The sequence below is a fragment of the Caballeronia calidae genome (assembly GCF_900044055.2).
GTDB lineage: Bacteria > Pseudomonadota > Gammaproteobacteria > Burkholderiales > Burkholderiaceae > Caballeronia > Caballeronia calidae.
Genome location: NZ_FCOX02000020.1, coordinates 33,809 through 55,035, shown reverse-complemented (window position 1 = coordinate 55,035; position 21,227 = coordinate 33,809). Strand labels below are relative to the sequence as shown.

At 60.4% G+C, this 21,227-nt stretch carries 24 protein-coding genes and 3 pseudogenes; 19 read left to right on the top strand and 8 right to left on the bottom strand.

Annotated elements, in window-relative coordinates:
* Positions 1–151: 151 nt before the first annotated feature.
* A complete protein-coding gene (locus AWB78_RS19520; RefSeq protein WP_062607206.1) occupies positions 152–487 on the bottom strand; it encodes a hypothetical protein in 336 nt (111 codons plus the stop codon).
* 83 nt (positions 488–570) lie between these two features.
* Between AWB78_RS19520 and AWB78_RS43580 the strand changes: the two are divergent.
* The 6 genes and pseudogenes from AWB78_RS43580 to AWB78_RS19495 form a co-directional block, all read left to right on the top strand.
* Positions 571–849 (top strand): annotated as a pseudogene (locus AWB78_RS43580) (TraM recognition domain-containing protein); the annotation flags it as partial.
* Positions 850–860: 11 nt separating this feature from the next.
* Positions 861–1,379 carry a hypothetical protein gene (locus tag AWB78_RS19515; RefSeq protein WP_062607204.1) on the top strand — a complete coding sequence of 173 codons (519 nt, stop codon included), beginning with the start codon at positions 861–863 and terminating at the stop codon, positions 1,377–1,379.
* Complete coding sequence (locus tag AWB78_RS19510; RefSeq protein ID WP_232477750.1) at positions 1,336–1,590, top strand: hypothetical protein; 255 nt, start codon at positions 1,336–1,338, stop codon at positions 1,588–1,590. The genes AWB78_RS19515 and AWB78_RS19510 overlap by 44 nt, the downstream gene beginning before the upstream one ends.
* On the top strand, positions 1,583–2,197 hold the full coding sequence (locus tag AWB78_RS19505) for an IncC plasmid conjugative DNA transfer DtrJ family protein (RefSeq protein WP_062607202.1): 615 nt from the start codon (positions 1,583–1,585) through the stop codon (positions 2,195–2,197). Before AWB78_RS19510 ends, AWB78_RS19505 begins: the two co-directional genes overlap by 8 nt.
* A gap of 286 nt (positions 2,198–2,483) precedes the next feature.
* Entirely contained in the window at positions 2,484–3,320 is an 837-nt protein-coding gene (locus AWB78_RS19500; protein ID WP_062607200.1) for a hypothetical protein, read from the top strand.
* A 9-nt stretch (positions 3,321–3,329) separates the two neighbouring features.
* Positions 3,330–5,054 (top strand): annotated as a pseudogene (locus tag AWB78_RS19495) (ATP-dependent helicase).
* A 495-nt stretch (positions 5,055–5,549) separates the two neighbouring features.
* Here AWB78_RS19495 and AWB78_RS49725 read toward each other — a convergent pair.
* From AWB78_RS49725 to AWB78_RS19480, 5 genes are all read right to left on the bottom strand, one after another.
* Complete coding sequence (locus AWB78_RS49725) at positions 5,550–5,636, bottom strand: RNA chaperone Hfq (RefSeq protein WP_074173478.1); 87 nt, start codon at positions 5,634–5,636, stop codon at positions 5,550–5,552.
* 232 nt (positions 5,637–5,868) lie between these two features.
* Positions 5,869–6,078, bottom strand: a complete 210-nt coding sequence (locus tag AWB78_RS46610; protein ID WP_157697564.1) for a hypothetical protein — start codon at positions 6,076–6,078, stop codon at positions 5,869–5,871.
* Between the two features lie 58 nt (positions 6,079–6,136).
* Complete coding sequence (locus tag AWB78_RS19490) at positions 6,137–6,589, bottom strand: bactofilin family protein (protein ID WP_062607198.1); 453 nt, start codon at positions 6,587–6,589, stop codon at positions 6,137–6,139.
* A gap of 12 nt (positions 6,590–6,601) precedes the next feature.
* Positions 6,602–7,423, bottom strand: a complete 822-nt coding sequence (locus AWB78_RS19485; RefSeq protein ID WP_062607196.1) for a hypothetical protein — start codon at positions 7,421–7,423, stop codon at positions 6,602–6,604.
* 81 nt (positions 7,424–7,504) lie between these two features.
* Complete coding sequence (locus AWB78_RS19480; protein WP_062607194.1) at positions 7,505–8,104, bottom strand: hypothetical protein; 600 nt, start codon at positions 8,102–8,104, stop codon at positions 7,505–7,507.
* 677 nt (positions 8,105–8,781) lie between these two features.
* Between AWB78_RS19480 and AWB78_RS19475 the strand changes: the two genes are divergently transcribed.
* From AWB78_RS19475 to AWB78_RS19425, 12 genes are all read left to right on the top strand, one after another.
* The gene (locus tag AWB78_RS19475; RefSeq protein ID WP_198399299.1) at positions 8,782–9,051 is read left to right on the top strand and encodes a DUF7696 family protein; all 270 of its coding nucleotides are present in this window, start codon (positions 8,782–8,784) and stop codon (positions 9,049–9,051) included.
* Complete coding sequence (locus AWB78_RS19470; RefSeq protein ID WP_062607192.1) at positions 9,048–10,376, top strand: recombination directionality factor; 1,329 nt, start codon at positions 9,048–9,050, stop codon at positions 10,374–10,376. Before AWB78_RS19475 ends, AWB78_RS19470 begins: the two co-directional genes overlap by 4 nt.
* Positions 10,377–10,406: 30 nt before the next feature.
* The gene (locus tag AWB78_RS19465; protein ID WP_374729478.1) at positions 10,407–10,577 is read left to right on the top strand and encodes an NADAR domain-containing protein; all 171 of its coding nucleotides are present in this window, start codon (positions 10,407–10,409) and stop codon (positions 10,575–10,577) included.
* A 90-nt stretch (positions 10,578–10,667) separates the two neighbouring features.
* The gene (locus tag AWB78_RS19460) at positions 10,668–12,095 is read left to right on the top strand and encodes a metallophosphoesterase family protein (protein ID WP_074173477.1); all 1,428 of its coding nucleotides are present in this window, start codon (positions 10,668–10,670) and stop codon (positions 12,093–12,095) included.
* A 227-nt stretch (positions 12,096–12,322) separates the two neighbouring features.
* Positions 12,323–12,862 (top strand): hypothetical protein, encoded by a 540-nt coding sequence (locus AWB78_RS19455; RefSeq protein ID WP_062607188.1) that lies wholly within the window; start codon positions 12,323–12,325, stop codon positions 12,860–12,862.
* Positions 12,850–15,171 (top strand): nuclease SbcCD subunit C, encoded by a 2,322-nt coding sequence (locus tag AWB78_RS19450; RefSeq protein WP_062607186.1) that lies wholly within the window; start codon positions 12,850–12,852, stop codon positions 15,169–15,171. The genes AWB78_RS19455 and AWB78_RS19450 overlap by 13 nt, the downstream gene beginning before the upstream one ends.
* Before the next feature lie 89 nt (positions 15,172–15,260).
* Positions 15,261–15,440, top strand: coding sequence for a hypothetical protein (locus AWB78_RS46605; protein WP_157697563.1), 180 nt, complete (start codon positions 15,261–15,263; stop codon positions 15,438–15,440).
* A 40-nt stretch (positions 15,441–15,480) separates the two neighbouring features.
* Positions 15,481–15,867 carry a hypothetical protein gene (locus tag AWB78_RS19445; RefSeq protein WP_157697562.1) on the top strand — a complete coding sequence of 129 codons (387 nt, stop codon included), beginning with the start codon at positions 15,481–15,483 and terminating at the stop codon, positions 15,865–15,867.
* 93 nt (positions 15,868–15,960) lie between these two features.
* Positions 15,961–16,146 (top strand): hypothetical protein, encoded by a 186-nt coding sequence (locus AWB78_RS19440; RefSeq protein WP_062607182.1) that lies wholly within the window; start codon positions 15,961–15,963, stop codon positions 16,144–16,146.
* The gene (locus AWB78_RS19435) at positions 16,143–16,955 is read left to right on the top strand and encodes a hypothetical protein (RefSeq protein WP_062607180.1); all 813 of its coding nucleotides are present in this window, start codon (positions 16,143–16,145) and stop codon (positions 16,953–16,955) included. Before AWB78_RS19440 ends, AWB78_RS19435 begins: the two co-directional genes overlap by 4 nt.
* A gap of 98 nt (positions 16,956–17,053) precedes the next feature.
* A complete protein-coding gene (locus AWB78_RS19430; RefSeq protein WP_062607178.1) occupies positions 17,054–18,859 on the top strand; it encodes a phosphoadenosine phosphosulfate reductase domain-containing protein in 1,806 nt (601 codons plus the stop codon).
* 357 nt (positions 18,860–19,216) lie between these two features.
* A complete protein-coding gene (locus AWB78_RS19425; RefSeq protein WP_062607176.1) occupies positions 19,217–19,516 on the top strand; it encodes a YuaX family protein in 300 nt (99 codons plus the stop codon).
* A gap of 74 nt (positions 19,517–19,590) precedes the next feature.
* Here the strand turns inward: AWB78_RS19425 and AWB78_RS19420 are convergent, their stop codons facing one another.
* Complete coding sequence (locus AWB78_RS19420; protein WP_157697561.1) at positions 19,591–19,869, bottom strand: hypothetical protein; 279 nt, start codon at positions 19,867–19,869, stop codon at positions 19,591–19,593.
* A gap of 110 nt (positions 19,870–19,979) precedes the next feature.
* Here AWB78_RS19420 and AWB78_RS47650 point away from each other — a divergent pair.
* A pseudogene (locus AWB78_RS47650) lies at positions 19,980–20,326 on the top strand (H-NS histone family protein).
* A gap of 449 nt (positions 20,327–20,775) precedes the next feature.
* On the opposite strand, the gene AWB78_RS19410 reads toward AWB78_RS47650, so the two are convergent.
* On the bottom strand, positions 20,776–21,075 hold the full coding sequence (locus tag AWB78_RS19410) for a Rieske (2Fe-2S) protein (protein WP_062607172.1): 300 nt from the start codon (positions 21,073–21,075) through the stop codon (positions 20,776–20,778).
* Positions 21,076–21,227 lie beyond the last annotated feature (152 nt).

Sequence of the window (21,227 nt, the reverse complement as noted above, 5' to 3'; positions counted from 1 at the left end):
GCGGGACTTCTGGTCCGAGGGTTCTCCAAGACGACCCATAGGAGATAGTCGTTCGGCGCGCTTAGGAACTCCATGTCCTCTGCACACAGAAACGGGATGCCTGGACAAGATCGCGCCTTGTAGACGAAGTCCGCTGTCGTGTAAAAGAGTCTCACGAGACTTCCGAGACGGAGCCGTTGAGCGCATCGATGCAGATCTTCACTGAACGAACGAAATCCAGGCCGGTGAGGTGTGCGGCGAGATCAATGGAACCTGCGCCGCCTCGTCCGTGCTGCAGGGGCGACAAGAGCTCGTTGACCCACTTCTCTCCTGTAAAGACGAAGCGAAAGTCACGGCCAGCGTAGTTCACATGAACACGGATGCTCTCGGCCAAACCGGCAGAACGATATTCCCTATCCACCTTGCAATACGCCCCAAGGAAACGAAGCAGGACGTAGAAGGGCACGCCCCTCGCTGACTCTATCTCGGCAGTAGTCCAAGGCATCATGAAAGTACTCCTGAACGACACTACTGCCACGAAATATAGGCGAAGAAAGCCCCATTGCGTGTAACTGTTACTAGATTACAGTTCAGGTGGCGCTTAGGCTAGAGGACTCAGATACAGCAAAGTGGTTCTCGGACAAAGTCGGAGAGACTGCGATCAGCGTAGTCAATGTGTCGAACAGCACCAATACCACGACTGAGGCGCATGCGCTTGAATTCAGCGCATCGCAGTCCCGGTCAATCCAGTTGGAGAAAGTGCCGCTCATTCCCGTGAAGCTGCTTCACAGTTTGCCGAATCTGCAGTATTTCATGCGCATCTCTGGCGGTGCCGTGTATCAGGGTCGAATTCCTATCATCGAAGGCTAAAACACAAGATTATGTCCGCTGCATATAAAAACATCATTCGCGATCACAAGCTCTCGCACAGGCTGGTTGCGGTCTTCAATGTCGCACCGGAGCTGGAGCTCGCGTGCTCGCGCGTGGCCGACTTCGTCGGCGAGCGGTTTTTGGGAAACAAAGGGCCGCTGGCCGCGGAGATGATCGAGTCGGCGCTAGATGGTTTCCGGCGCGCGAAGCGCACGGGAAACCAGCACATCGCGTTCATGCAGGGATTATTCGAGCCGTCGAAAGCGCTGTACGCCCGCCGTCTTGTCGCACGGTTTGGCGACAACGTGTCGGTGTGGTGCCCGATGGTCGAGGCGATTCCCGCGTTCGAAGCGCGCCACTTCGAGTACCAGTTCGAGATGGTCGATGAGCGTTGTCCGGACGAGATCACTGAGCGCACCGCCGCGTTTCAGCTCGCCGCACGCGTGCTTCAAGGGGAAGCTTTCCGCCGTTACTTCGAGGAATACGATGTCGCTCACCGTTATGATCATAGCGAAGCTGTCGGGAGTTGAGCCACGCACGGCCCAGCGGGCGCGCGACACTGCTGCTGCATTCGACGGCGACGTGAACGCGGCCGTGCCGGACGAATTCACTTACGGCGCGGGCGCCCGGTGTTACGCGTTGGCGACGATTGCCGAATTCCGACCGGCGCTGTTTTGGGGCGGACTTATGGCGTTCGTGGCGGTGCCCGCCCTCCTGCTGGTCAAGGTGCTACATGGCTAGTCGGTTCGGTTCGCACATCAAGGTGTGGTTTCTGCTCGTGCCGGTGCTAGCCATCGCGGTCATGCCGGCGATCCCGGAGCGAAGTCTGTTCGAAGTGCCCGAAGCAGAGACACGTTCCCTCGTTGCGTCGGTAGGGCAGGAGCGGGTCGACGGAGCCATGCACAGCGCCAACGACGAATTCCGGCGTGCATTTGTCGATAGTGGGCTGCTGCACCGCACGCTGAATGCGTCCGGAGACGTGGGCGGTTTGAACGATGGCGGGTTCTCGTCGTTCGCGCATACGTGGACCGAGAACTTCTGGTTGCTGGTGTACCGCATGCTTTTCCGCGCGATGGTGATGAAGATGTGGATCGTCGGAACACTGCTTTTTGCCTTCGGCATGTTCATCGACGGTGCGGCGCGCAGGAAGATCAAAGCGTCGGCTGCGGGCTTCGTGAGTCCCCTGTCTTTTCATCTGGCGGGGCACGGGCTGCTGCTAGTGACCGGCACGCTGTTCGCGGTGCTCGTGGTTCCGTTGCCTGTCTTGGTCGGCTACTGGGTCGCCGTTGCCGCGCTCCTCGGAGGTCTGCTATGGAAGGCGGCCGAGTCCTTCCAGTCGTCGAGATAGGAAAAACGTCGCGCGACGCATTAGCAGCTCATCAAAAAAATTGCTTCATTCCCCCTGAGGCAACGCTGTCCGGATAGCGTTGCCTTTGCTTTTTACGCCTTCGTCTAGCCACCGCCTGCCTCGAAGCGCGCCGATAATTCGGTGAAAGGCGCTTCAAATAACCACCGTTTCGAGCTTCAACACGCTGCCCCCGCCGCAACAATATGGATTATGGGCAACGCGCTTCGCTTGCCTGATCCCCCACGATGAAACGGGACCGATGCGGTCCAGACAGGAGAAATGGCGAATGAGCACGGTTGTCGAACCCGGCAGTGAAGAGAAGGTCGCGCTGAGCGCACTTGAACAAGGTACGGTCGAGGCGCCGCTGACGACCGACGGCGCGGACGACGGCGAGCTTGAGCGCGAGTTGACGCAGATGGAGGCGGACGCAGACCGCCTCCAGAAGGAAGGCGTGATCTCCACCGACGACGCCGACATGAAGCGGGCGGAAGTCGCCAAGACGCGCAAGCTCTTCCGCGACCTGCCTGCCGCTGAGCGTATCGCCATCATCAAGCGGCGCCGTGAGATCGGCCGTCAGTTGCTGGACCGCCAGCTTTCCGGCGCCGCAGTTGTGACCGCACGCGTGCGTCTGAATCACACACGCCTGAAGCCGCTGTTTGAGCAATGGTGGCCGTACATCAACCGCATGAGCATCAACATGCAGCGCTTCGGCCGCTCGACCTTCGGCGAAAACGACAAGGAAGTGGTCAACAGCGCGCTCGAAAAGCTGCTTGCGGGCATTGAGAGCTACGTTGACGAGCAACTGCGCGTGGCCGAAGGCTTCCGCCAGCAAAAGGAAGCGGAGCTTCGGGCGAACAAGGAATTTGTGTTCGAGCCGACGATCCCGATGCCCGCGATGGACATCGAAGTCGAGGCGTATTCGCGCTTTTCGATGCGCGTGCTGGGTGTCATCATGAAGTTCGACCGGGCGATGGATCACTTCGACTTCATGGTCTGGAACGGCATCCGCGATCAGTCCGACGTGGACGATGAAGCGGTCAACTTCCTCAAGCGCTTCAACCCGCTTGGCATTCGCGGGTACATGACGCACCTGAAGCTGATGACGACGGTCCGCGGCAACTAAGGAGGCGCGATGCTGGACGAACTTAATCCCCAGCAACGGGAAGTCGCCCAGTTGCGCCAGCATTGCGTGGCGATCGCTTGTCCGGGTGCGGGCAAGACGAAAACGATCGCCACAAAGGCAGCTCTACTGCTACAAGACAGCGCCGCTACGGTGGGCGCGGTCACGTTCTCGAAGGACGCCGCGCTCGAATTGCGCGAGCGCATCCTGGCCGCTGCCGGCGAATCCGTGAAGAAGCGCCTCATCGCAGGTACCTTCCATTCCCTCGCCTTCAAACAACTGAAACGCCCCGGCGCGCGGGCGCTCGATATCGCCTCCGATGGCGACAGGCTTGGCCTGCTCATCCGCGTCATGCAGGAACTCGGCCGCGACGGGAAGGCAGAAGACGTTATCCCAACCATCGAGAAGATCAAAACCAATTTCGGGCGGTGCGACCCGAACACTACCGACGGCGAGCTTTACCACGCCTATCAGGACGCGCTTGCGCGTAACGGCAAGATCGATTTCCAGGACATGCTGCGCTTGGCCGTTGAGGGGATGGAGCAAGGCACCATCGCCCCATACGCGTTCACCTATCTGCTCGTTGACGAGTTTCAGGACACGGACCCGCTGCAGTACCGCTGGATTGAACTGCACGCGCAGGCAGGCTCCATCGTGACGGTCGTCGGCGACGACGACCAGAGCATCTACGCATTCCGCGAGGCGCTGGGCTATCGGGGCATGGAGTCGTTTATCCAATCGTTCGCCGCAAAGCCGGTTGTCCTCGGCAGCAACTACCGGTGCCGCGCGGAGATTCTGGGCGCAGCCGACCGCGTGATTCGCAACAACGCCGACCGCATTGCCAAGGTGCTGCGGGCAGAGAAGGGCTCGGGGGGCAACGTGCAAACGTCCCGCCATCCAGATGAATATGAGGAGGCAACCGCGGCGGTCGAGGTGCTTGCGCCGTTGCTCGCGAAAGGGCAGTCGTGCGCGATCCTGGCGCGTACTAACCGCATACTAGACCCTCTTGAGGCAGTCTGCCGCTCGCATGGCATCAAGTACTACCGGGCATCGGGCGCGTCCGTCCTCAGCCGCCCGGAGGGCGCGCTGATGTGCAATCTGCTCGAAATCGCGGATCGAATCAAAGACACCGGCCTCGATGCGGTCTTGGCGCACCTAGGGCTTACCGCCCAGCAGCTACGCGCACTCCACGCGGATATGGGTGCGGAACTGACGCAGAAGGGGCGGGCGGAGTTGGTTGATCTCGGGCTGCCCGAGGAAGTGGCGACGAACTATCGCGAGTTCATGAAGCGGCTCGCCGAATGGCAAAGCCTGTGCGATCGTAAATTCTATTCGCTGACGCTCTCGGGCGTCGCCGAGTGGATGTTGAAGTAAGCGAAAAAGGATTCCGCAATCCGCGCGATTCAAGCGACGAACGACGTTTTGTCGCGCCTGTCAGGCAGTTTCGCTGAACGGCTGCTTTTCCTACGCCAAGATAATAACGAGCCGACGCCGGGCGCTCTCATTCTCACGACAATGCACAGCTCCAAAGGGCTCGAATGGGATCACGTCTGGATTGCCCGCAGCGAGGAGACGATCGTCCCAGACCCCAAATCGACCGAGCCAGAAGAGCGGCGGCTGTTCTATGTCGCCATGACGCGTGCTCGCGAATCGTTAATGGTCTCGGGGACGTCGAAAAACTTCGAGTCCCGATTTGTCGTTGAGGCGCAGCTCAACCAGGGAGCTATCGCGGGCTAAGTCGACATCTGCAGAACCACGCTTGCTGAGCGAATTTTCGGCCAATCGGACGGCGGGTAGTTTGGAGCTTGACGCGCGCAAAGCGAGCCTCGATGGGCTTTCACAATACGAAAAGCGTGCCGAATAAGAGGGGTGTGAATATTCGGCACGTTTTGTAACAAGCCTTTTCTGCTTTGGATTCAAGGCACTAACCGAATGCGCACACGCAGTGGGACGCTCTCCGGATAGCGTCCCTCCACCAATGTTGCGGCGACGTCGTCCACGCCGTCAAACGGAACTTTCGCAGATTGTGTTGCAGCGTGCCGGGGCCGGCGCGGATAGGTCTGACACGTCTGGTTGCCAGCGTCCGGACGGGCGAATGTCTGCATTGGCGCGGCTCCCGTGCCTACTCACGCAAACGTCGGTCAGAACGCGCGCATCGCTCGGGGCGGGCCTGACGCTCGGAGCTGGGAGGGCCCTGGTCTTTGCTGACCGTCGAAATGGCGTGTTTGAAGATTACTTGTGAGCGGCCCCTGCGTTGAGGTAGACCGTGTACGAGTCGAAGGACTGAATGACGCCCGTCAGCTTTATGCCGTTGACCAAAAAAAATGGAGACGCGCTTGCTCTCCTTGCAACGTATTCAGGAACTCGTTTTCGGGCTTCGGGACGGCGTCGGGCATGGTGGCCTCAGTCAGTAAAGTTTAAGGCATAGCGACGTTACTCATCGTCACGTGAACCCGTGACGTTCATACTCACGTAGTAAAAAAAGCCCGCTCAGAAGCGGGCAGCAATCCATATCGGTCAAGCGTGCGGGAGACGAGGATTCAGTCAAACCCTACGGTTTCTGACGCATAGCCAGTTTGTACGTCACGACCGACTTGTACGCCGGGCGGTTCCAGTGCGGCGTGCCCGGCGTCAGTGCCTGACCGTTCACGAGCCGCCCGGTGTCGAGCATGCAAAAGCAATGGCCCTCGAACGCGGCTTCTTGCGCTGCCGCGTCCCAGGTCATAGTGACGAAATCGAAGATTGGGTCAATCGGTTTCATGGTCGTGGTTCTTGGAGACGTTGACCCGTTATCGGCAAATCATCAGGCCTTAAAAGGCTCAAGCCATTGCGCGGGAGAGCTCTGTCACATTTGATTCCGTGCGTTCCGGGCCTTTCATGTCGTCCATGCGCGGAGCGGCGATAGGCCCTTCGTCAGGCGTCGAATCGGCCTCGATTGTCAGCATTCTGGCAACGCGCTTCAGCGTGCCGTTCAAAGAAGCGCGCGGACCAAGGCGGATCGTGCCGCAGTAGAAGATGTCGCCCGAGACTTGACCGTTGATTTCCAGGGCGCCACGCGCGTGTACGTCCCCGTGGACGCGCCCGTCAATGCGAACGTGCTCGCCCTGCGCCGTGCCTTTGACAAGGCCGCCGTCGCCAATGTGCAACAGACCCGCCGTTGAGATGATGCCGCCGTCGAGCAGGCCGAAGCACGAGACGCCGTGATCCACGACCATGTCGCCGGTGATCGCGCAGCCGCGCGCAATAAGCGTGATATTGAGTTCGGTTTTCACGGTGTCGATTCCTTAAAACATTTGCACTTCGTTCGCCCCGCCGCGGTTTGCAGGCGCTGACTTCTTGCTTGCAGCCGACCCGGTGTCGCCATCGCTTACCTGCTCATCCCGCGAATGCGAGCGATGACGGTAGCGGTGCGTACGGGCCGGTGCCGCGTGTTGTTGCGACGCTTGCTCCTCGGCGGCAGGCTGCGCCGCAGCTTGCGCGGGCGTCACTGAAGTCGCGGGTTTAGTGGAAGCCTGACTAGTCACCTCTGGCTCGCGACGGGCTTGATGAATAGGCGACGCGGCCGCGCGTTGCTCATCGTTCGAGACTGGAGGAATGGCCTTGGTGGAGGCCGCGCTCGCTGCTGGGCCGCCTGTCGTACTCAACGAATTCTTGAACTGGTCAGCCGTCAGACCGACTGGGGAGGCAGCAGTGACGTCTTTTCCTGTCAGCATCGGAGCGAGCGCTACCGGATGAGGTGGCTCTGCGTCGATCGGGCGCGTCGCCGTGGCGACTGCCGGTCCTTCCGTTGCTGGCCGTTCGCTTCCGTTGGATTGCGGCTGCGCGGCGGTCTTCTTTACATCGTGCGCTGAGGGCGCGCCCACCGACTTGTACAACGACGCGGCTCCCATACCCGCCATAGCCACGACAGCAGCGATAGCGACTGCGACGAGGCTTCGGCGAGCGACAGGCACTGCCTTCGGAAGCCGCACCTTGAGCGTGGTTGTCTTGGCGTTTGCCGTCAGATCTGCGGGTGCCGGCAGCGCAGCGATTTGCCGCGGCAGATCGATAGTCATCGAGTCAGGTGCGAACTGCGCATGCAGTCGTTGGATTTCGCGTAAGTCCATGCGGGGTCCTCCCGTCGTTGTTAGATCGAGCAAGTCCAGCGCCACCGCATGGCAAACGCGAAGCGCTGGGCCGTTCCGATGTCAGTGTGTACGATCCGAGTCCGGAAGCAGCACACCTTCTGGCGCAAAGCGGTCGTTGTCCGGCATGCACAAGAAAGGGATTTGATTGATGCGTGCCTCGGCAGCCTCGAGTGCGGATTGGCGCACATGAGCCGTCATGGTTCTCAGCATCAGCGCTTCCATCGTCTTCAGGAAAAGCTGGTCATACATCGAGAGGAGCCGCACAAGACGACCGGACGTGGCGTGCTTGATTTCAAGCGTGACCATTTCCGGCGGAGTCGGAGCGCGTCGACCTGGAAACTTATTCGCCCATGCGAGCGCCTTTTTCATGAACGCCTCGGCCGTGCGAAACTCCGCCTCGATGGCGATCAGCTTGCCGCCGCGCGCAACGGTCATCTTTGCGGCCGCGAAGTTGAAGTCGGCTCGGAGGAATTCACGCGCGAACAACGAGTAATACGGCAGTTCCGTTTTTGCCAGCGTGTCGCCGTTGATGCGTGCGAGACGACTGTCGTTCGTCAGTCGGTTCAACGGACGAAGACCGCTTTGCGCAGCGCTCTCGTTGGTGAGAGCAGCGGTTCGCTTTGAGTCTTCGTCAGGCGCTTCTAGGTCGGTTGCAGCCATGGGATTTTCGGTATGTCTGTGTTCTCTCTCACATAGAATTTTCATTGATTAGGCAAGAGTCGAACGGGCGAAAGCTATATGAATTTCGCGAGCTTTTCACCGCACGCGAGCGTCGATAACCGGGATACTCAACTCCATTCCCCGCGTCACCGACGCATCGACCTCGACTCCAAGCCCGGAGTCCGTCTTTTTTCTGCAAGTCGTGCCCGCCTCGTGCGTTCGGCATGCGCCCACCGGATCGCCACCGGTGTGGAAATCTTCCTTGTGCTGAGTGTGCTCGCTACACACTCCCCAATTTCAGCCGTGATACTCGTACCTTGTGCTGCATTCATTTGCGCCGGTACATCGTTCGAACCCGGGTTTTCGGGTGTTCTCTCTCCAGAGCCTGATCTGGGTAGAACGATCGAAGTTGGCTGATCCGTGATTCCTGCGGCGGAAGTAATTCCGAAAAGGGCTGTTGCGCGGCGTGACCAAGCTGCGCGAGAACGACTTTACGTTCTCTGACCGAGCGACACCGGCTTATGCCGGCCGCTCCCTGCACGCCACGTCCCCGGAAGGGACGTGGCGCGTAGGTCTCTATATCGATTTCACGAAGCTCGCTCCCTCACCGGAGCGAGCTTTTTTTTCGTCCGTCGCTTTGGCGCGAGCCGGACCTTTCTCAACGGAGGTGCTGTTCTATGTTGTTGCCCGACCGCCTCGATCACCGTATCGCCGAGGCCATCAAGCATCAAATCAATACCGAGCGCGAGGAGGCCGACACCACGTCTGCCGTGTGGCGCGCGCGCTGCGAGGTTGCTCAGGTCGCGATGTACGGCGATCGCGAGCGCTCTGTCTTCATCTCCCATATCAGTGAAAGTCGCGGCAGTGCGGCAGCCCGAGAGATGCAATCTCAGGCTGAAACGCTGCGGACCAACGCCATCTTCTTTCTCGCAAGGAAACCATCATGAATGCAGTCGTTCAGATGTTCGATCACGCGCCGCGCAGTCTCGTTGAAGAACGAGCTATTCGCCCGCCCACGATCGGCAAGATTCGACCCGGTATCAAAGTGCTCACTCGGGCGCACCAAGCCAACGAGAAAGCGCTCAAGCTCTATAACGACATGGTGGCCGCGGGTGAGTCGTTCGAAGCGATCGGCAAGGTGCTCGAAATGTCGCTGAAGCTGCGCAACGCGCTCGTTCCGCGAAACGTCGACTACTTCGTCAGCAGACGCTCGGATTTCTCGAATCCAGACACGGCTGACGAGATCCTGAGGCTGTATGGCGAAGATCGTGGTCACGGGTTGCGGCTATACCGCTTCCCGATCATGTTCGCGTTCGACGACTGGCTGCGCAATGTGCCGAATCAGATGGCCGCGTACACGACAACCGGGCGACAGTACTTCTCGGAGTACGACCGCGATGGCAAACGCTATTGCAAGACGTACGCGCCGGTCGAGCGTAACGCACGCGCACAGCGGGCGCGACGATCCTTCGGTGGGCGACTGGTCGTTCACCGGCAAGACGACGACATTCCCGATGGCGTCTGTGATCCTCACGTCTGTCCGCAGTATCAGGACCGCAAGTGCAACCTGACCGCAAACTTTTTGTTCGCGGTTCCCGACGTGAAGGGACTCGGTCTGATCGAACTGCCGACCAACTCCATCTACGTGCTGCAGAAGGCTTATTCGGCGATGCAAACTGTGGCGTTGGCGCGCGGCAGGCTCACCGGCGCGCGCTTCTGGCTCTCGAAAAAAGAGTTCGACATCACGCGGATTGACGACAATGGTCAGGCCGTGCGTCAGAAGCAGATGTTGACGGTGCTCGATGCCGACATCGACCTGGGCGCGCTGCTGGACGGCGCGGACGAGGCGCAACCGGCGCTCGAAGCTGCCAGTCGTGCGGTCGCGCTGCTGGAGTCAGATGGGACGGTACAGTCGATTGGCGATCCGCTCCTTCAGCCTGAGCAGGGGCAATCTGAGGCCGAAGGCGCAGGCGATGGCGAGCCATCGGGCATCGACGGCGCAGCTGGTCATGACGACGACTCGGCCGGCCCCGACGAAACGCTGGAAGACAAGCGTCACCGCATGTCGGACCTGCTGCATCGTCTGGGCCTAAGTCAGCCGGAGCGACAGAACGGCTTTCGCAAATACGCGCACCAGACGTTCGGTCGCGGCTGGATCGAACGCATCGCTGATGTCGATGCGATGAATGCGCGTCTCAAGAATGCGCTCGACGATCCCGCCTCGCTTGACGTCGAAATTCAGGACGCGATTGCACAAGCTGCTTATGTCTAACCTTGGCCAGTCCCCGCGGGCCAACGGACGTTGTTGCTTGCAACGGCACCGACCGAGCTTGTCGAGGCCAGTCCCCACGATGTGATCTGGGGCGCGGGCTTAGGCGAGCACCATCCTGACATCACGGACAAATCGAAGTGGCGTGGCCAGAACCTTCTGGGCCAAGCACTGATGAAAGTTCGCGACACGCTCAAGCCCTAAACGTCTTTCGCTTGCGCCCACCCGACGTGGATGGGCGCATCGACACTCACTGGCTGCCTTTGGCGGCCTTTTTCATTTATAGGAGGCGATTTGAAGATCGCTCATTTTTCTGACTTGCATTACGCGCCAGGAAACGTCGAAGAGTCGGACCGGTGTTTTGGTTTTGCCATCGACCACGCCGTTCTCGCGCACGCCGATGTTGCGGTGATCTCGGGCGACGCGACGGACCATCGTCTCGACGCCCATGCGCCTTCGTTGAACCGCCTTGCGCGGCGCGTCAATGGGCTGAGCGGCAGCATGCCGGTCTTAATGCTGCAGGGAACGTTCTCGCATGAGCCGCCGGGCACGCTACGCAACTTCGAACTGATGGCAACAACGCATCAGATCTATGTGGCCGAACGCGTGCAGCAGGTGAGCCTTCACGAGGGGCGGTTCTACCCCTCGGACGGCCCGGTGTTCTCGGACGACGAGCTGCGCGAGGTTTTGGCAATCGGCGCTGATGTCGTGTTCACCTGTCTGCCCACGGTCAACAAGGGGGCGCTGGCGGTCGCTGTTGGTGCCAAGGAAGCCGGGACGGGTCTTGAAGCAGTGCTGGGTGACTATCTGGCCGCAGCAGGGCGCGTCAACCAGCAGCTTCGTGCCGCAGGCATCCGGACTGTCGGGGTCTCACACGGCACGGTCAACGGTTGTACGACCGAGCACGGCGTCACGATGGCGGGGTTCGATCATGAGTTTTCGCTTGGCGGTCTGTTCGACGCTGAATGCGATGCCTTCATGCTCGGGCACATCCACAAGGCGCAGCAGTGGGAGCGAGCGGGGCGCGTCGTGGCCTACCCGGGTTCCATCGGGCGATTCCACTACGGTGAGGAAGGCGACAAGGGCTTTCTGATGTGGGATGTCGAGGTGGGAAGCGCGCAGGCCGACTTGGTCGTTACGCCTTCGCGGCAGACGATCTGCGTCGACTTTGACGGACCGCCCGACATGCAGCGCCTGACGGCAATCGCGCTCGATGCGACCGACAAGTTCGTGCGAGTTCGTTGGCAGGTTGACGAAGAGCACAAACAGTCAGTGGACCGCGACGCGATCGCGGCGCTGTTCGGCAATGCGGCAGAGCTGAAGGTCGAAGCTCGCATTCTTCCCGTTGTCCGGTCACGCGCCCAAGGCATCAGCCTCGAAACGTCAATTGACCGAAAGCTCGAGCGCTGGTGCGAACACGCTGATGTTGATCCGGCTCCCTTGCTTGACCGGCTGCAGGTGCTGGAAACGGGGGGCGCGGAGGCAATCGCGGCTGGCGTGCTGGCTCGACTGACCGACGTCGAGGCGGCGCATCCATTCGCAACTGGCGGGCTGCCCGCATTGTCGAGCATGTCCGAGCCTGCGCCGGTGGCTGTCCAAGAGGGTCCGAGTGACGACGATAACGACGAGGCACTACCAATGCCCGATGCGACGGTGGAAGTTGTCGAGTCGGGTTCGGCAAGTCGGCTTTCGTGGCTCAACGATGATTTGTTCGCGGCGTAAGTAGCCGCTCACGCAGTGGAGGCCAGTAAGGCTCCTTCGCCTGGACACGCGAGCCATGTTCCGGTAGCCGATTTTGATCGTCGCTATCGAAACAAAGGTTTCATCGCGTCTTTGACGCATCGATTAGTAGTGGCAGGACCTTTCTCTAGCAGTTCATTTCTTCTTTCACCCTGGCGGGGCGCGATCCCTACCGGAGCCGCACTCCGCCCACCATAACGGAGTGCATCATGTTTGGTCTTTATCCCGCTGGCCCGAACTGGGTTCGCACCTTTGCGTTGGGCGACTGCTCATCGCGTGATCTTCAAAAGTCGTTGGTCGATTTGGCCGGCTTTACCGCTGCGATTCAGCATCAGCCGTTCGGTCAACACCGCGGCGCGGCACTGGCGCAGTCCGGTCAGACGCTGTTGCTGGTCGCCACGACCCCCGGCGCGTGCGAGGTTGCTGTCACCCCGACGGTCGAGATGCAGCACCTTCTGTGGTCGTATCAGGAAGGTTATGCGAGCCAGTGGTCGGCTGCCGAAATCCGCAGCCTAACCGGGCATAGCGGATGGCCAGAGCTCCTGACGAACGCGCGTCGCGAGTTCAGCAGATTCTGTGACCAGGTCGCAGCCGCGCTCGATGGGACGCTCCAAGCGCCGCCCCGTGCCATTGCGTCTGCGGATATCAACGCGCCGTTTCCCAACGAGGATGACGACGCTTTCTATGCGCAGATGGCCGCTATGTCGGCGTCGATGAGCGCGCCGGAGGACCTGTCATGCGGCCTCTGAAACTGACACTGGAAGGCTTCGTTGGCGTACGCGATGGCATGAAACGCGAAAGCGTCACGCTCGATCTGGAGGCGTTGCCGGATGGCCTGATCGCCTTGACCGGCCCTAACGGGGCAGGCAAGACCACGATTATGGACAACCTGCATCCGTATCCGATCATGCCGTCGCGTGCGTCGAAGCTGTCGGTCGACGCCTTCTCGTACTGGGATCACATCTGCGGCACCAATGCGTTGAAGGAACTCGAATGGGAGCACGACGGCATTCGCTATCGCTCGTCCTTCACGTTTCGCAAGCCCGGCAAGACAGGCAAGGCTGAGTACTACCTTGCCTATCGCGGCGTCGACGGTACGTGGCGCCCGGTGTCGCTGCCTGACGGAACGGTGTCGGACGGCAAGGCGGAGTCGTATAACCGCTGTGTCGAGGCGATCAACGGTTCGTTGGAAACGTTCTTCACCAGCGTGTTCTCAGCTCAGAACCGGCGGCCGCTCGCGTCCTACGGTGCGGGCGAGATCAAGACGCTGCTGGCTGAACTCCTTGGCATCGACCACCTGAAGGCATTGTCGGCGAAAGCCGCTGACGTCGCGAAGGTGCTCGGCAAGTCGCTCGAAGGCATCCAGTCTGAGCTTGGCGCGCTCGCCGGAAAGCGGCAACGTAAAGCAGACGCTGAGCAGTCGATCGTCGCGCAGGGCAACACCTTGCGTGCCGCTCGGGAGCAACGCGATGCCGCGCTTGAGCATGCGAGCAAGCTGACTCAAGAGCGGGCCACGCTTGCGGCCAAGCAGAGCGAATCGGCCACGACCGAGGCGCGCCTGCGAGAGCAGGGCGTGCGCCGCGACGAGTTGGGGCGTGCCCTGAAAAGCGCGGCCGACGACGAGCAAGCAGCAGCGGTTCGTTGCCAGCAGCGCGTTTCCGTGCTGAGTCGAACCGTGGCCGCGCACCAAGCAACGCTGGCACGCCGCGAGGCGATCCTCGGTGCGGCGGCTAAGCGCGAGGAGGCCGAGTTGGCGATTGCGCGCGAGGAAGCGAGGTTTGCTCCCCTGCAGCGCGACATTGCCGATTTGGAGGTCAGACGCGCGACGTTGACGACGCTCGATGCAACGCTTACCAGCTTGATGAGCCAGGGCACGACGAAGGCTGCGCACTTCGAGACGCTGAGCAAGCAGGCGGCGGTGATGGATCAGGTGCCGTGCGTCGGTCATTCGATGCATGCGCAATGTCCGCTGCTCGCGCAAGCCTTTCAAGCGAAAGAGCAAGCGGAAGTGCAGCGTGTTTCGGTGGCGAATCTTCGCGCGGACTATCGCGAGAAGAAAGCGCAGGCCGAAGCCTTGGCTCGCGTGCCGGCCGAGTTGGCGGCAAAGCGCGTCGAGATGCTCGCCATCACCGATGCGGCCGCGCAGTTGCGCCGTGCCTTGCAGGCGGCGGCAGAGCTTGCCGCCACTAAGCCATTGCTGGATGCAGCCGTATCGGGACTCGAAGCCGCGCAAGCGGAATTGCGCTCGATCACTGAGGAAAGTGCCGCACGCACCGCCAAGTACCAGTCTGAGAAGACGCGTATGGAAGCGGAGCTTGCCCGCATTACCGAGGAGGTCGGGAGACTGGCCGCCGTCGATGTGACAGCCGCCATTGCGAAGCTGGACCGCGACATCGCAGCGAACCGCGAGACCGTCGCGGCGCTGGATGGTCGGATCGAGCAATCGATTCGCTCGCAGAGTGTCTTGCAGGCCGAAGCCGAAGCGTTGGCTTTAGAGTTGGAGAAGTTTTCGGCCACGCAGTCGCGTGCCGATCACCTCTCCGACGAGATCGCGCAATGGAAGCTGCTGGCTAAGGGCTTGGGGAATGACGGCGTGATCGCGTTGACCATCGATGACGCGGGTCCGGCGCTGACGCATACCGTCAACGAGCTACTGCTCGCGTGCTACGGGATGCGCTTCACCGTTGAGATCCGCACGCAGCGCACGCTCGCAAGCGGTGAACTGCGCGAGGGCTTCGAGATCATCGTCCACGACGCCGAGTCCGACAGCAGCAAGTCGGTCTCCGTCATGTCCGGAGGTCAGAAGGTCTGGATCAACGAGTGCCTCACGCGGGGCATCGCACTCTATCTCGCACAGAACACCGGTCAGCCATATCAAACCTTGTTCAGCGACGAGTCAGACGGCCCGCTCGATCCCGAGCGCAAAGTGCAGTTCATGCGCATGAAGCGCGAGGTGCTGCGCCAAGGTGGTTATCAGCGGGAGTTTTTCATCTCGCAGACGCCCGACCTTGTTGCAGAGGCCGACGCAGTCATCGACGTACAGGCGCTCGCCGCCTGATTTCTTCTCAACCCTTGTGGGGAGTCGCCCCCGCAAGGGGCGCTTCTCGTCTTTCCGCCCCTTCTCGCGCGCCTTGCGGCGCTATCCCTATGGCAAACCTTCTCCTGCTGCTGCTCGCGGCAGCCGGTAGTCCGTCTCCGTCCAACGCGGCCGCTCACCAGCCGCCCGGACAGCACGCGGCACCCGCGAATGCGCAAACGCAGCAGTCGCGCCCGCCGTACCTGCGTCGCGCGTCTGCATTCGATACCGGCCGTTTGCGTCGCATCTGACAACGGCTCTTTTTCTTTTACTTTTTGACCGGAGCCTTCCATGGCCTATTCCTGCACTGATTTCGTAGACGACGTACTTAACGACATGGTGATCCGAAGCTGGATCAAGCCCGAGCAGTACGGGGCCGACGACCCGCAAGCTCAATGCAATGCGGTGCTGGGCGCGATTAGCGACGCTGACGTGTCGCTGCGCCTCGCCGCTGACGCGAAGCAGTTTCATGCGGAACTGCTGGATGCCGTCGAAACGCTGACCGGCATCGCCGAACAGTATGGCGCGCTCGCCCTCACGAATGTGGTCTATCTCCAGACGGCCATCTTGAAGGGAGGGATGATCGAGCTCACGCGCGAGGAAGGGGAGAACTTCGCTTTCGTTAGAGACCTGCCTTCGGGCGGTCGCTGGTGGCAGAGCGTCAAGCTGATCGAGTAAGCGGCACAAATCGCCGTCCAACTTCTTTTCTCAACCCTTGCGGGCAAGCGGCCCCGCAAGGGTCGCTCCGCGTTCTTTTTGTGGAGTGTTGTTATGTTTGAAGCAGCGAAACTGGGCGCATCGCCGGAGCAGTTCGCCAACCTCGAAGCAGCGATTGGCTACATCGCCGGCACGGCGACGCACGCCGGTGAAGTTCGCCCCTGGGTCCGGAACGTCGATACGCAAGTGTTCTTGATCATCGGCGGCAGAGTGCAACCCCAAAACGGGGTGCGCCAATGACGCCGCAGTGGCTGGAGCAATACGCCAGTGGCCAGAAGACCGGCTACGCACAAGCCCTGATGGCGTACTCTGACTACTACGGAGTCGACGGATCTGCTGACGATGACCCGGAAATCGAAGAACGGATCGCCATGCACCGGCAGCCGCTCGTGGGTTACGCGAGTCGCACCGGCACCCGCCGCAACCTGGCCGCGCTGAAGGGCGCCGACTGGCGCTTGTTGGTCTCGGCCAAGGGCGAGTTGCGTACCGAGGGCATGCGCTATGCGCTGGATAACGGCGCATGGACTGCCTATCAGCAAGGGCAGCCGTTCGATGAGCACGCGTTTTCCGTCGCGGTCGATCGGCTGGCAGAGCGGGCCGACTGGCTTGTTCTTCCCGACATCGTGATGGGCGGCATGGCGTCGCTCGACTACACGCTCACGTGGCTGGAGCGGTTGCGCGGCATGCCGTGCCGCATGCTGATCGCCGTCCAAAACGGTATGCAGGTCGAAGACGTGGCGTCGTTTCTGTCGCCCGCCGTTGGGGTCTTCATCGGCGGTTCAACGGAATGGAAAGAGCAGACCGCGCACGTTTGGGGTTCTGTTGCCCGGCGGCGGCACTGCTACCTGCACGTCGGCCGCGTGAATTCGGCACGGCGCATCCGCATCTGCGCGGCAGCTGGCGCCAGTAGTTTCGACGGCACGAGCGTCAGCCGCTATGCGAAGACGCTTCCGCGTCTCGACCGTGCAACGCGGCAGGCGGATCTGTTTGCCGCGGCGCATGAGAGTCTTGAAGAAGCTCAGCACGCGAGCGCGGATTTTCTCATTTGAGTCTTACCTTCACGCTTTAAGCCCTTTTTACAGTAAGCCTCTTAACCCTTTCGGGAGCACCCGAAAGGGTCGCTCCTATTTCTCTGGAGCGAAAAAACATGGAACATGAAATTCTTTCGAAGATGGAGGTTGCGATCAGCGTCATGCAGAGTTACGTCGAACTGGGCCATAGCTTGAGCTGCGCCTATTCGGGCGGCAAAGACAGCACGTGCGCTCTGGTGTTGATGCTTGAGGCGATTCGCCGTGCCGGCGGCACGACGATCACCCACCATGTTCAGTCGGTCGACACGATGATCGAGAACCCAACAATCGCAAACTTCCTGCACTCAGTGCTGGACGAGTTGCAGTTGTATATCGAAGCGTCGGCCTTGCCCGTGCAGGTCCACGTGACGAAACCTTCCTTGGCGAGTCAGTTCGTCGTTTCGACGATCGGACGTGGCACCTTGGTACGCACACCTGAGAATGGCGTGCGTGACGGTAGACGGACCAGGGCGTGCGCGGACGAGTGGAAGGTACGTCCGGGAGGCCGGCTCCGAACTCTGCTCGAACGACGGGCGGCAGATGAAGGTGCTCGCGAAGTTATAACGGTACTGGGGCTGCGCAGGGACGAAAGTAGCTCGCGCGCGGTCGCGATGGCTGAGAGACGCGACAACGCCGATCATGCGGTTAGAAGCAGGACCGGGGCGCTCACACTTTCGCCGCTGAGCGATTGGACTTCAGATGATGTATGGACGATGCTCGCGCTGCTGGCCGATGCTCACGACCTGACGTTCCGATCGCCATTGATGCCCCGCACGATTCATCGTCTGTCCGAGATTTACCGGGCGGGAAACGGTGGAACGTGCGGCGTGGTGGTGGGCGACTCGGGTGCCAGGGCTTCCTGTGGGAGTCGTTTTGGATGCGCGATATGTTGCGTCTCTGGCGACCGTGACAAGTCGTTGGAGTCGATGATCGAGGAAGCTCAATACGAGCATCTTCGACCGCTGAATGACTTCCGTAACTACCTGCTCGCGATCCAGTGGGATATGTCACGCAGGGAGTTGGTGGGACGCTCACTGAGCGATGCGGGCTATACGCGCATTCAGGCGGATACTTACTCGTATGAAACCCGAATCGATCTGCTCAAGAAGCTCTGCAGTATTGACGCGGCCGAGCGCGACCGCGCAGAAGCCCATTCGGGCGCACTGGCGACCGGGTCGATTCCGGACACGGAAGAGAATCGGCTGTTGTGCGAGCCGCAGTTCGAGTTCGTGACGCCGCAGCAGCTGGTGGCGATCGACTTCTTTCTGTCGATGCATCACTATGCGCCGCACGCGTTTCCGGCACTGGCGGTCTGGCACGACGTCAACGTGTTGGGGCGTCGCTACCCGATCCCGAAGGTAGAAGCGCTACCCAAGGCCGACATCGTGCTGCACGGCTGGTATCCAGTCGGACAGTACGACAAGGAGGCGCCGGCGACAGGTCTGCGCTCGTTCGATGCGGAGCAGTGGAATCCGTACCGGCATCCGGGTCGGCCTGGGCGATATGCCAGGACGACGGGTGGTGAGCAGACCGTCTATTTCGGGGAGGCTTCGCAGTTTGAGGTCGATGCGGAAGCAGCATGCTTGTTCGTCACCTGCACCTACGACACCGCTTTCATGCTGGACACGCAGCATCGCGACGCGATTGATTCAGCGCATTTCTGGCTGAATGAGGGCATCGTGAAGTTGCCGACCGGCATGGCTCAGCGGTATCAGGACATGGCAAAGCGCGGGCAGTATTTCGCGAGGCTCGCGCAGCGTCTGAACCTGACGCCGGCTGAACTAGACGCGCATCTTGTGTCGAGTGCAATCAGCGATGAGGAGCATGACGCGCTGTTGGGTCATGACAAGGTACAACTGAACCTGTTTGCGGAAGCGGCTTGACCGCGACCATCACCTTTCGACAATCCCGGGGTTAAAAACTCCGGGATTTTTTGTGCAAGTCGAGATTGAATCCGATGCCGGGACGTCTTGCCGGGTCGGACTGTGTCTGCCCAGGCGGAAGCGTCCGATGGAATGCGTGTCTTGCTGAACGGTCCACGACAGTAACAGGCCGGTCGCTGCGTCCAGAGAAGGAGGTGGAACAGTCAATTCTAGTCGCTTCACTACTTACAACAACCCTCTGTTGTTTCCAACCCAACACCCTTCTCGACCTGCCGGCAGGTTTGCTCTGGATGTGCAACGATAGTGGCGCAACTCGCACCGGTCTGAACACGCTAGACAGCCCACTTGGGAGGGGAGATGAGAGAAGACGCCGAGACGCTATTTGTCACTTCCGAGGACATTGCAACTGCGTTGAATCTGCTGGAGAGCATTGAGGTTGAACTCGGGTTCGATAGCGATGATCCGGAGAGCATCGACCAGGCGATTCTTGCCTTCGAAGAGGCGATTAATACCCGCCTAAGCGGCCACCGCGGTGATGCACGTGTCGAATCAGCCATTCTCCGCGTCAAGTTGGACTTCCGGTGCGCGATCCTTGATCAAGCCTCGTCCAACGAGGACGACGAGGGAGCCATCAGCAGTATCCACACGGTCCACTGATATTATCGTGGCCTAGGTTACCCAATTGTCAGTCGGGATCGGGCGGGAGGTTTGCGGAAGCGACTTAACCGCAATTAAAACCTTTCGACCATCCCGAATCTAAAGCCCTGGGATATTTTTTTTGCGCAGATCGAATTGATCGATATCTGGTGCCGGGAGCGTCTCGCCGGGTTGGACCCCAGGAGTTGAAGTGCTCGGATAATCACGGCAACCTCGCGAGTAAAATTGAGTGTTACCGATTCGCCTTCCATGATGATCCGCGCGCCGGAATGGACGCAGAGGGCATGGAACGCCATGTTCAGGGCGCGCGCGATCTCTCCGTCGCGCGTTTTTGCTTCGAAAATCGGATTCATCTTTTCCCCCTCGCCAAGCCGTCGCTGGAACAAAGCATGCGCCCTACCGAGGAAGAGAGTACGGCTCAGGTGGGTTAAAGACCGCGTCATCAACCGTTTTTGTAACAACAATGGCCTACAACACCGCAGAGATTTCGCAACTTCTACAGAAGCAAGCCGCATTAGACAAAGCACTCAGTGAAGCACGAGAGAAAGAGACGAGGCTCGCTCTGATCGAGATCGTCCAGAAAATGCGCGAATACGATATCAGCCTAAACGAATTGATGGGCGCAAGCCTGGCGAACAACCATCGGATCTCCAGCCCAAGTATCGAGACCCGGACAGTGGTGCGACATGGAGCGGCCGGGGGCGCGCGCCGCAATGGATCGCTGGGAAGGACCGCGAGCGGTTCCTCGTAGCCAAAGGAGGCTTTTCGAAACAGCAACTCCAAGAGACATTGTTTCCTGGATTACGTTGAGTAGCGCGACGACGTTCTGCGGTGAATATGTTGCTCATGGAGTGAACGTTGAGCGTCTCCGATCTTGCTAGGCGGCGCCTCCGGAAACGGGATCAGAGCTTGCTATGTTGCCCAACAGGGAGATGATCATGCTCAAACTCGTTGTCATTTTGACGCTTGCGGTGGCATTCTCCGGATGCGTTACCGCCCCGCCGTACGGCTATAGCGATCCCGCACATGGCCCTGGTTATTACACGCCAGGTCCGAGCATCGGTGTTGGCGTAGGGGGCGGCAGCTTCGGTTCCGGAGTCGGCGTGGGAGTGGGAGTGGGATTCTGAGATTAAGCTTCCTCGTCTTGCCCCGGTAACAGAACTGCCGAGCACGCGACATCCTCTGTCCCTTTCGAATCAACACATGGGTTCCGCTGCCCGATTGTTCAACATCGCACGTTTCTCGCGCCGTCGCCCGCCTTATCTCTCGGTATGGCTGGCCAGTTCCGTCTCCACGGTCAGCTTGGTCAAGCACATCCCGGGCGCGCCGACGACGCACCCCGAGACGAGGTCGAAGCGCAAGCCGTGCGCCGGGCATTGCAGAACATGGCCATCGACGCGTCCGTTGGCGAGAGACGCGCCGTTGTGCGGGCACGAATTGTCGATTGCGTGAATGACGCCTTCAACGTTGAATAGCACGACGCTCCGTCCATCGACGAACTTGAGCGTGCGCCCACCCGGGTCTGGAGCATCGCCGGCGGCGATCCGAATAGATGTCATCGCATGGGTCTCCCGGGTGCGGATGGATGGGCGCGTGAGTCCGGCTCAATGCCACGCGTTCACGCCGTCAAAGGGCGTATGCGCATCCATCCAGTCATAGGGTGCGTGCGTTCTTCCCCACGCCCAGCTCCGCGTTGTCGATGACGTGGATT